Here is a 10551-nt window from a genome sequence, read left to right as displayed (position 1 = left end):
GAATGCCTGGCGATCAACGTGGCTCGAAGGCTCAACAGCGAGAATGTTCTCGCGGTCCTGGCTGACCTAATGGTGCAGCGAGGCGTCCCCGACCACATTCGGTCCGATAACGGCCCTGAGTTCGCGGCCACCGCTGTCCAGGAGTGGATCGCGAAGGTCGGCGCGCAGACGTTGTTCATCGAGCCCGGATCACCCTGGGAAAACGGCTACAACGAAAGCTTCAATGGGAAGCTCCGCGATGAGCTTCTGAACCTGGAGCTCTTTAACGATCTACGTGAGGCCAAAGTCCTGATCGAGCGGTGGCGGGAACACTACAATACCGTCCGTCCGCACACATCCTTAGGCTACCAACCGCCAGCCCCCGAGACGATCGTCCCGGCTGATCTGGCCTCCACCATGTGAAGGTTCCGGCCAGATCAGCCTTCCATCGGGAGCAACGCCGTGGTTACATAAAGGGTGGCTGCGCCATCGGGGTCTCGTCAGTTCTTCCCGATCCCCGAAGCGATCAGTTGCTCGTGGGTTGCTATGAGGTGTCCGTTCTTTGTTCCCGCATGTTGAGCATGCTCTCCGAGAAGAGCGACGACCAGCCGAAGCGCCTTGTCGCTCATCGCCCGCCATGCAGGACTTTCCGTCAGGTCTAGCGGGATCCAGAACCAGGATTGAAAACCGAGGTCGCCGGGACTGTTTCGAGGAACCGATCGCTTGTCGATCTTTCCTCCGCGTCCGGAAGCGTTTGGTTTTCGCGAAGCACGACGACGCTGCGAGACCATGCTCATGCCGCCGCGTCGTCTTCATACAGGGCTCTGACGTCTTCCGCGCGCCATACGGTCGTCCGAGGACCGAGCTTCTGCGGTTTTGGGAACCGCCCGTCCTTCACGCCCTGCCACCAGGTCGAGCGAGAAACGGGGATAGGGCCGTTGGGGGCAAGAATTTGAGAAAGCCGAACCAATCCGGATTTGGGGAACACTGTTCATCTCCGTCTGCTGCAGTGTTTGGAGGTCCTATCGATTGTGGGCGCGGCTGTGCAGGATCGAAGCTATTCCTGTAGGAACGAGGCATTCACTCGCTTGGAAGCAGGTCTGTCGCCTGTTTGAGATATTTCTTGATCGTCTTCTGATCCATTGGGATTCCGAGATGCGCCATGTCAGTCTCGATCTCTCTCGTAGCGTCATTTCGTTTCTTCGACGGCGAGTAGGCGTAACCCTTCACCGCCATCGCCGCGATCAAACGAAGCATCGATGTAGCTTCGCGATTTGAAGCTGGGAGGATTACCTCACTCGGCTCTACCGATCCCTGCGGATCTCCATCGTTCCGGGTCAACTGTGCCCTCGGCACCGATAGGTATTCGATAATGACACCCTCGTTCCAATTGCACGCTCGCAGGGTGTTCAGACCAGCTAGGGTACTCTTCAGATCGAAAAGCTCGGGGGGTATCTGCTCAACCTGACGATCTGGGCCTAGAATGATCTCGTCGTCATCCCAGTCATGACGAGCAGAGTTCCAATCGACACCGAATGCCGTGTGCTGAATGTATAGATCCCAATCACCACCGGGAGCCACGGGAGAGAACGGCATTTGCGTGACCCACTGAATCGCACGTGGCCTACCGAAACAGGCAACCTCGCCACGACGGATTTTCAGTAGTAGGCTTTTCACTTCATGCAGGCTCGGCCGGCCAAAACCGTCCAGTGCTTCCGCCTCGTCCCAGGAGAGTAGGTCTTCTTCCGAGCCGCCGTATGGATGCCAGGAAGCGGCCAAGCTAAATGGAACGAACTCTCGGTTCTGCTTCAACTCCGAGACGTTCTGGAATCTAGGATGAGACATAGTCCGCCCTCATCGTCGAAATTTCGCCGCCCCACCACGCAGCTAGTTTGACGCGTTCATCCCAGAACTCTCCGCGGGCGTAAGCACGCCGGATATCGTCCTGTTCCGTGTGGGCCAATGCCCTCTCGATCGCGTCCGGATTCCACAGGCCGCTTTCGTTCGCTAGGGTCGAGAACGTCGTTCGGAAACCATGGGCCGTCATTTCATCTTTGGAGAACCCGAGATTTCGGATCGCCTGATTTAGGGTGTTCTCGCTTATCGGACGCTTCGGCGAGCGCAGAGAAGGAAGCACAAGCTCGCCCCATCCGGTTAGCTCGTGAAGTTCCCGGAGGATCTCGAGCGCGTCGTCAGCAAGCGGAGCACGATGTTCTTTTCGCTTTTTGGTGCGGTCAGCGGGAATGCCCCAAACCCGCTTCTCAAAGTCAAACTCAGCCCACCGAGCTTGCTGAAGCTCGCCAGGTCGCGGAGCTAGCAACGCCAGAAGCTTGAGAGCAAGCAATGTCTGACGCTGGCCCTCGTAGCCATCAATGGCCCGTAGCAGTCTGCCGAACTCCTTCCGTTCAGTGATAGCCGCGCGGTGTGTCCTGCGAGGTCGGGCAAGTGCCCCCAGGAGGCGTATGTGGGATCTGACGAAGCAACGCCGGTGGCAACGCCATACCGGAAGACTGTTCCAATGATTGAGCGGAGTCGGTGAGCAGTTTCATAGTTTCCTCGCGCTTCGACCTTCCGAAGCGTCTTCAGGATCAATGGAGCCGTGATCTCCGTCAGTGGCGCTGAGCCGAAGTCGTCCACCGCCATCGAAAGCAGCCACCGGTTCTTCTGCAGCGTTCTCTCCGCCCGCCCTTCACGCACCTGCTTGGCCATGAAATCGCTCACCAGTGCGTTGAAGGTGTCGGTCCGCGCCCGAACTGCGGCGTCCTTTGCCGGACGTTTCTCCGTGCTGGGATCGAGCCCGTCAGCTAATGTGCGCTTAGCTTCGAGGCGCTTCTCCCGCGCCTGCGCTAGCGTGATGACCGGGTACTGGCCGATCGAAAGCGTCTTCTCCTTCCCCGATACCCAGTATCGAAGCTGCCACAGCTTCGAGCCATTCGGTTTCACTAGCAGATGCAGGCCCTGACCGTCGGCCATCCGGTACTGCTTATCCTTGGGCTTCGCCCGCTTGATCTGCGTATCGGTCAACTGCACCGGGTATCGCTCTCCGTGAAATACGAGCGTTACCCGGGTTGATACCCAGCCAATACCCGGCTTTGAGAGAACAAAGGTGGACAGTATCGGACGAAGGTCAAGAGCCAAGCCTGCGCAAACACTGGCTTTTCGTTCTCAACGCGACATCAGCGGAGGGGAAGATGGTGCCCAAGGGCGGATTCGAACCACCGACACGCGGATTTTCAATCCGCTGCTCTACCAACTGAGCTACTTGGGCGTGAGCGAGGCTCCTAACCGCTGGGCGTGAGGCTGTCCAGCCGGTTTTTGGCATTGGGAGAAAATCAGGGCCAGGATGCCATGCCCAGCGCTTTCTCCATGTTTTCAATGGCCTGGGTCGCGGCCCCCTTGCGCAGATTGTCGAGGGCGGAGCTCAGCGTCAGGACGGGCACGTCGCCAGACACGGCGAAGCCGCCGATCACGCAGCCATCGCGACCGGCCACGTCCCGGATCTCCGGCGCCGCCTCGCGCACCGCCACGCGCGGGAAGGGCTGGTAGAACGCGCCGAAACGCTCGGCCACCGCACCCACCTCCAGCCGATCCGACAGCGGCACGGTCAGTGTCACCAGCAGTCCCCTGAAAAAGCCCGCCACATGCGGCGCAAAGGTCACCGCGCAGCCGGTGGTCGCCGCAATTTCCGCTTCATGGCCATGGCCGCCAAAGCCGTAGGGCTGGACGTTGTTCTCGAGCCGCTCGGGATCGTTGCGCAGGCCGGGCGTCGTCCCGGCACCTGAGAAGCCCGACAGTCCGAACACGGACACACGACCTGCGACGAGCCCTTCCAACGGCGCAAGAGCGAGGTTCGCAGCCGTGGCATAGCAGCCAGGGTTCGCGATCCTCTTCGCGCCCAACATTTGCTCGCCACGGAGCTCGGGCGAGCCGTAGACCCATCCCGGCTGATGCCTGTGATCCGCACTCAGATCGATGACCACGCCGGGGTGCCCTTCGCGGTCAAGGGCCTCCACATAGGGCGCAGCAAGCCCGTTGGGCAAGCCCAGGACGATGACATCTGCATCCGATCCCGCAACATCATCCGCAGACAGCTCACCTGCGCGATGGCTACCGAACCGCGACAGGTGTTCGAGACCAGGAACAGTCCGAAGTTCCCGGCCGGCCATCGCGCGGCTGCTCGCAAAGGCGAGGTCGAAACGAAGGTCGGAATCGAGAGCCGCGATCATCTCCCGGCCCACATAACCGCGAGCCCCGACAAGCCCTACACGGATCATGTCTCACCCTCGAAATCGCCGGGCTTCGACGCCAATACGTCGGCAAGCTCCGGCACCCGGCCTTCGACTCCGCGCCCGGTCCAGTAGACCACCCATGCGCCGCGCCGCACGAAACCATCCGCCACCGCGCTATAGAAGGCGTTGAAGGCATTGCCGGATCGCGATCGCCAGATCATCTCGGGCGACAGGTCCGAAAGCTGCCGCCACAGGCTCTTGGCCAGCCCCTCTCCCCGCGCTTCGGCCGACACCACGAACTTGTCGAGCACATCGACGCTGCCCAAGCGCGTGACGATCGCGCAGCCTCGCCCATGTTCTGAGGTCAGCACACGGACCGGCTCGATGTTTTTCCAGTAGTCCGGCTTCAGGGTCTTGCCGAAGGCCGCCTCGATCAGTGGCTGCAACTGTTGCGGATCGGCCTGCTCAGCGACGCGGATCGCCTCGCCCTGCCGGATCAGGGTGCCCTGCCCGCTATGGGTGAAGAGCTCGCGCACCAGCCCGCTTGCACTCGTGATGGATACGGACGAAGACGGCGGCAAGTGAGAAAGCAGCTCCGCGATCTCGGACAGCTTGTGGCGCATCCCCCCTTCGAGCCAGTCACTGGCGAAGAGCGCATCACCCTCCGCTGCGAGGTTGATGCTGTCGATCAGGGCGCCGGCTCCGTCGAGGACGCCACCCGTCCCGGTGACGAAAACGATCTTCTGCGGCTTCAATTCCGAAGAAAGGGCACGGGCGACGCCATCGGCGTTGACGTTCAGCAGGCGCCCTTTCTCGTCGGGATGGATGCAGGAAAGAAGCGGCACAGCGCCGGTTTCGAGGACGCCCAGCACGGCATCGCCGTCGACGCTGGCCACGTCTCCCACGCAACCATAGCGCTCTTCATCGATGATCCGTGCGGTCACCGTTCCCATGGGCAATGCCAGTGCCGCGGCGCCATGGGATCTCAGCGCCGATTGCAGGGCAAGGGTCATCCGCCCTGTCTCCCGCGCGATCAGCGGGACAGCTTCGCCGGGCGTCACACGCAGGCCGTCGCGGCGCTGGAGTTCTATCCCCGCTTCGCCGAGTTCCCTGTCGAGCTGCGGTCCCGCCCCGAAAACAACGACAGGGGGCAGGCCGAGCAACTGGAGGAGCGCAAGGGCATCGGCGAGCGGGCCGAGCTCCTGTTCGAGGATCGCGCCGCCGACCTTGACCACGGCGAAGCAACCATCGTCCCGCCGACTGAAACGGCGGAGATAGGCGCGGACCTCCCGCCCCTCCTCGAGGCCGCCAAGCAAAAGGCTGACCCGGTCCCGGAAACTGGTTTCAGGCATCACCGGTCACGACCTCCGCGTAAAGGTCATAAAGCTTCGCAAGCTGACCGTAGGTGACAAACTCATCCGCATTATGCGCCTGCCGGATCGACCCGGCCCCGAGGACAATCGCCGGGATTCCCGCCTCCGCGAAAAGCGAGGCTTCCGTCCAGAAATCCACGGGAGCCCCGAGCGGCAGGCCAAGGCGAGACGCAAGCGCCTGCGCCTCGGCTTGCGCTCGGCCTGATGCCCCGTCCCTGTCATGGGGCAGGGCGGGGCCGACAAAGCGCTCTTCGAATCTGGCGCCTCCTGCCAGCCCGGAGATCTGTCGGAGAAGGTCGCGGTGCTCAGTTCCCGGCCTGTTGCGGAATCCGAACTGCACCTCCGCCTCGGCGGCGACCATGTTGGCCTTCACGCCGCCCTCGATCCTGCCGAAGTTGAGGCGGCTCTCGGCCGCGCCGGGCAAGTCCAGCGCCGCTGCAATCATCCGCGCGGCGTCATGGACGGCGCTCCGCCGCCCGGTATCGGAGGCATGGGCGCTTTCGCCCTCGAAGCGTGCGACACCTGAGAAGATACCGCGGTGCTCCGTACGCGCGAGGCAGTCTGTCGGCTCCGCTACCACGGCAAGCCGCGCTTCGGTGCTGTCCTCGAGATAGGTCCGTATGCACCGGCTCTTGCCGGCCTCTTCGTCCGTGGTCAGCAGCAGGTGCATGGGTTCGTCTGTGTGCTGCGCCAGGGCGAAGAGCACGCCCGCCGCCCCTTTCGTGTCACACACGCCAAGCCCGAAAGCACGATCCTCAGCCCGCGTCAGGACGTGGGGATCATGGCTCCAACCGGGGGCCACGGGAACCGTGTCGAGATGGACATTGAACAGCGTCCCCGTCTCGCCGCGGCGCGCCTCGATGATGAGGCAACCATCGCCCAGGTCACGCACATTGACCACGAAACCGGGCAGGCCACGGCGCACAGCGGCGACCAGCGCGCCATCGGCACTGATGTGACGCGGCGGGTTCTGGCTATCGGCTTCGACGAGAGGCTCCAGATGAGCGAGGATATCCTCAAGCGGCGCCGTCATCACCGCCCCCTGCCTTGGCGTGGAGGACCGTGGACTGACCGAACAGCTCGGTGAAACCTTCGGCGGCCTTCCCCGACCACGCGGCTTTCTGGGCGTAGACCGCGCCCTTCCGCTCGGGGATGTGCCGTGTCCGGACCGCTACGGCGTCGACGCGCCCCGGTCGCGCAACGAGGTCGACCTCACCCGTCACGCGGGCCTGGGAGGACCTGAGATACGCCTCGAGATCGTCACGCAGCGCATCGGCGGTGAAGCCGTCATAGACAAGGTCACACCATGCCTCCCCCACCTTCCGGCGAAAGCCGTTCTGGGCACGGGAGCTGACAGCTTCGCAAAGCGCCGTATGCGCCGCTTCGAGACCCTCAAGGCCGGGCGCCTCGAACACGATCCGGCCCTTGAGGCCGACCAGCGTATCGCCCGTATAGATCCCGTAACCGACGCCATATGCGCCAAGCTTCTCGTTCAGCGTGCGCAGCATTTCCGGACCGTTCAGGGCCTCGCCATCAAGCGCGACAGGCACACCCTCGCGAAACCCGATGGTCAGGCGCAGCGGCTCTCCGGGCTCCTCGCCCGGTCGCGCGGTGAAAACCCGCGCCTCTTCCGGCGGCTCTTCCCATCGGTCAATCGCCCCGCCCGACAGGGTTGCGCCGAGGAGATTTTCGTTGACCGAGAAAAGGCTGGCCCGCTCGGGCACGGAAAAGCCGCGCGAGGCGAGATAGTCCTCCTCATAGGCCCGCACATTGTCCCGGTCCTGGATATCCCGGATCGGCGCGAGGATGGGCCTGTCCGACCGGGCGCGCAGTTCGGTCTCGAACCGCACCTGGTCGTTTCCCATCCCCGTGCAGCCATGGGCGATGACGTCGGCACCAAGACGGTCTGCAATGGCGACCCCGCGTTTCGCGATGATCGAACGGTCGGCGCAGAGGACAGGATAACGCCCCTGGCGCCGCGCACCCCCTGCAAGGAAGGGCACGACAATATCGGACCACAGCTCTCCCGACGCATCCTCGGTAAGATGGTCGTCCGCGCCCAGCTCTTCCGCACGCGCGGCAATCTTGGCCTCGGCCTCGGGATCCGCGGCGCCGGAGTGCACGTAATAGGTCGTCACCCGAAAGCCTTCATCGCGGAGCTTCAGGACACAATAGGACGTATCAAGACCACCTGAAAAGGCGAGCACACAGTTTTTCATCTTCCAATCAGCGCGGACAGCACTGCCTTCTGTACGTGGAGGCGGTTTTCGGCCTCCTGAATAATGAGCGAGTTCGGACCATCGACGACCGCATCGGTCGCCTTGATGTTTCGTCGCATCGGCAGGCAGTGGCTGAAGGTCGCGTCGTTGGTGAGGGCCATCTTCTCCTCATCGACAATGAAATACTTCAGGTTCTCCGGTGTCATACGATCCGCCATCGGAAGGCCAATCTGGTCAAGCCGTCCCCAGCTCTTCGCGTAGACCGCATCGGCCCCCTCATAGGCTTCGGCGATGTCATGCGTGACCGTCACCCCCCGGCCATGCTCGGCGGCAAAGCGCTCCCCGGCCCGCATGAACTTCTCGTCAAGAATGTATTCCTTACTCGGACAAAGGAGCGTCACATCCATCCCCATCTTCGTCGCCGCCAGCAGCGCGGAGTTCGCAACCGCCGTGTTGAGGGGCTTGGGATGATAGGTCCAGGTCAGGCACAGCTTCTTGCCCGCAAGATCGCCATGGCGCTCCTGCAGGGCCATCAGCATGGCAAGCTCCTGGCACGGATGAACGATCGTCTCCATGTTGATGATCGGCACCGTGGCGTGCTTGACGAAGCCTGCAAGGATCGGATCCTCGCGCTCGCGGCTCCAGTTCTCGAATTTCGGGAACGCCCTGATCGCGATCAGGTCCACATAGGTCGAAAGAACGCGCGCGGCCTCGGCCACGTGCTCTTCCGCCTCGCCATCCATGACCGCCCCCGGCTCCACTTCCAGTGGCCAGGTCCCGGCTGCGTCGAGCACGACGGAGTGCCCGCCGAGGTCGGCGATCCCGACCTGGAAGCTGGTCCTCGTCCTGAGTGACGGGTTGAAGAAGAGAAGAGCGCATCGTCGGCCACGGAGGCGCTCGTTCTGCGGACTCTGCTTGAGAGCGCGCGCATCGTCGAGCAGGGCCTGGAGCTCAGCCTGGCTCCAGTCCTCGGTGGTCAGAAAATGTCTCATCTCCGCCTCTTTCGGGTTGATCGTCCCCATTCTTGCGGCATTGCACAAAAACAGGAAACCCCCGAGGCTGACGATGATGTCTAAGGGGCCTGTGAGGCCCGCTTTACTTGGCTTCCGTCCAGAAGGCGCCGACCCTCTCGGGCAGCTCGGGCGTGGGGAGGCCTTGGCGATCGAGCCCCCAGTGGACGAAATTGTCCGCGAGGGTTTCTTCCGGGTGGATGATATAACCGGTGTTGCCGCCGAGCTTGGCAAGAAATTCCGGCGACTGGCCCGGTTGCAGCAGGCCCGAAGGGTCGCTCGCCTCGGCGATGCAGGCTCCGCCGTCGGCGCTGACAGGAAGCAGGCCGAAACCGAAATAGTCACCCAGCGTGCCTGTCCCGTCATAGGCGCGGCTCGTGAAGAGATAGGGGATCACCCCGTCCGCGCCTTCCACCGGCACCGGCATGTAGTGCTCGTAGAGAGGCGCATCGGGGTTGGTCAGCCGCAGCACCTCGAGACCTGCAGGCTCGTCGAATGCGCAGGGCTCGAACGACAGGAGCGCGAAGTAATCATCCCGCCGGTCCCAGTTCGCGCGGCTCATCACGTGGTGGAGCTCGTGCAGGAACAGGGCCCGCAGGCCTTCGCCATCCTCGAGATCCGTACCCGCACCAAAAGTGATGAGGTTGCCACGCGTATGCGGAAGTCCACCCTCGACCCCGATGCCATTGTAGGTCAGAAGAATTTCGTCGGGCAGCCACTGGTCGATCTCGTTGACCTTGGGCAGCACCGCCGCGATCGACGCGCGCAGGGCTTCCTTGTCCGCCTCGGTCCAGGCCCGCAGGTCCGCTTCGTATTTCTCAGCGAGGCCACCCCAGTCGGTCACACTGGCATCGAGCGCCTTGATCGCGATCTCGCGCGGCTGCAGCACCGCCGTGTACTCATCCTCCGCAGTCAGAACAGTGGCGGCCAGCTCGGGCGAGGCGAAGCGGAACACCACGCCGTCATCGGTTACGCCTGCGATTTCCTCGGCGGGAACAGGCTCCGGCCCGCTCGCACAGGCGGCGATCAGGACGAGAAGGGACGGCGCGACGTATCTCAGCATGGGGTGCTCCCGGTTTTTTCGAGTTTCGATAAGCCATAATCGACCGCGACGGAAGCCTCGGGCTGCAAACCCCTAATACCGCCGGACCGTCTCGAAGCGCCGGTCCGGCCTGTAGGGCCCGAGCGTCGGAACCTCCTCGCCCGTGAGAATCTCCCGCGCCGCAAGGCTCCCGGCAATCGGCGCCAGCGACACGCCGCTATGCATCACCGCGAGATAAGCTTCCGGCATCCCCTCCGGAGCCCCGAGCACCGGGTGCCCGTCGATCGGCAGGGGTCGCCAGCCGATCAGCACCTGCTCCACCGGTACGGATGAAACTCCGGGAAGGAACTCCTCCGCGGTGGCCATGATACGCTCCGCATGCATCATCGCGAAGGCTTGCGAGGGGAAGTCGTAAGGCATCCCTTCGAGCCGCATGGCGTGCGCCGCCAAGCGCCAGATGATAGGCAACAGAGGCCCCCACGATCCCGCCGCCGACAACGCCGACCCGCATCCCCCGGCCAGCGGCCTCCTCGCCACTGCAAGCCCCGGCAGCGGCGCTTGCAACCATCAGCTTCAGAAGTGTCCGGCGGTCCATAAGGCACCCTCCCGGTAAAATCCTGCGCGGAAGACGCCACAATGTCCACGCCGGCCCGGAAGGGCAGACCCCGGTGCCATCCGCCACCGACTTATCGTCGCCCC

General features: G+C 63.2%; 12 protein-coding genes and 1 tRNA gene. 1 reads left to right on the top strand and 12 read right to left on the bottom strand.

The features are described 5' to 3' along the window. Positions 1-402 (top strand): integrase core domain-containing protein (locus IE053_RS13985; protein WP_189577160.1); only part of this gene is annotated, 402 nt, incomplete at its 5' end. Between the two features lie 370 nt (positions 403-772). Here the strand turns inward: IE053_RS13985 and IE053_RS14705 are convergent. The 12 genes from IE053_RS14705 to IE053_RS13930 form a co-directional block, all read right to left on the bottom strand. After that, positions 773-967, bottom strand: a complete 195-nt coding sequence (locus tag IE053_RS14705) for a helix-turn-helix transcriptional regulator (protein WP_189577158.1) — start codon at positions 965-967, stop codon at positions 773-775. Between the two features lie 92 nt (positions 968-1059). Further along, positions 1060-1791: a hypothetical protein gene (locus tag IE053_RS13975; RefSeq protein ID WP_189577156.1), complete on the bottom strand. Its 732-nt coding sequence runs from the start codon at positions 1789-1791 to the stop codon at positions 1060-1062. 19 nt (positions 1792-1810) lie between these two features. Continuing rightward, complete coding sequence (locus tag IE053_RS14540) at positions 1811-2323, bottom strand: tyrosine-type recombinase/integrase (RefSeq protein WP_229786261.1); 513 nt, start codon at positions 2321-2323, stop codon at positions 1811-1813. Continuing rightward, positions 2293-3009 carry a tyrosine-type recombinase/integrase gene (locus IE053_RS14535; protein ID WP_229786260.1) on the bottom strand — a complete coding sequence of 239 codons (717 nt, stop codon included), beginning with the start codon at positions 3007-3009 and terminating at the stop codon, positions 2293-2295. Before IE053_RS14535 ends, IE053_RS14540 begins: the two co-directional genes overlap by 31 nt. Positions 3010-3171: 162 nt before the next feature. Beyond that, positions 3172-3247, bottom strand: a tRNA-Phe gene (locus IE053_RS13965). 64 nt (positions 3248-3311) lie between these two features. Further along, positions 3312-4253, bottom strand: a complete 942-nt coding sequence (locus IE053_RS13960; RefSeq protein ID WP_189577154.1) for an Asd/ArgC dimerization domain-containing protein — start codon at positions 4251-4253, stop codon at positions 3312-3314. Beyond that, on the bottom strand, positions 4250-5560 hold the full coding sequence (locus IE053_RS13955) for an acetylglutamate kinase (protein ID WP_189577152.1): 1311 nt from the start codon (positions 5558-5560) through the stop codon (positions 4250-4252). The genes IE053_RS13960 and IE053_RS13955 overlap by 4 nt, the downstream gene beginning before the upstream one ends. Continuing rightward, positions 5553-6614: an acetylornithine deacetylase gene (locus IE053_RS13950; protein WP_189577150.1), complete on the bottom strand. Its 1062-nt coding sequence runs from the start codon at positions 6612-6614 to the stop codon at positions 5553-5555. The genes IE053_RS13955 and IE053_RS13950 overlap by 8 nt, the downstream gene beginning before the upstream one ends. After that, entirely contained in the window at positions 6598-7800 is a 1203-nt protein-coding gene (locus IE053_RS13945) for an argininosuccinate synthase domain-containing protein (protein ID WP_189577149.1), read from the bottom strand. The genes IE053_RS13950 and IE053_RS13945 overlap by 17 nt, the downstream gene beginning before the upstream one ends. Continuing rightward, the gene (locus IE053_RS13940) at positions 7797-8792 is read right to left on the bottom strand and encodes an N-acetylornithine carbamoyltransferase (RefSeq protein WP_189577147.1); all 996 of its coding nucleotides are present in this window, start codon (positions 8790-8792) and stop codon (positions 7797-7799) included. The genes IE053_RS13945 and IE053_RS13940 overlap by 4 nt, the downstream gene beginning before the upstream one ends. 103 nt (positions 8793-8895) lie before the next feature. Then, complete coding sequence (locus IE053_RS13935; RefSeq protein ID WP_189577144.1) at positions 8896-9873, bottom strand: hypothetical protein; 978 nt, start codon at positions 9871-9873, stop codon at positions 8896-8898. Positions 9874-9945: 72 nt separating this feature from the next. Further along, positions 9946-10287 carry an FAD-dependent oxidoreductase gene (locus IE053_RS13930; RefSeq protein WP_189577142.1) on the bottom strand — a complete coding sequence of 114 codons (342 nt, stop codon included), beginning with the start codon at positions 10285-10287 and terminating at the stop codon, positions 9946-9948. Positions 10288-10551: the final 264 nt, after the last annotated feature.

The organism is Parvularcula lutaonensis, from assembly GCF_014651915.1.
Taxonomy (GTDB): domain Bacteria; phylum Pseudomonadota; class Alphaproteobacteria; order Caulobacterales; family Parvularculaceae; genus Parvularcula; species Parvularcula lutaonensis.
This window is presented reverse-complemented; position numbering and strand designations above follow the sequence as displayed.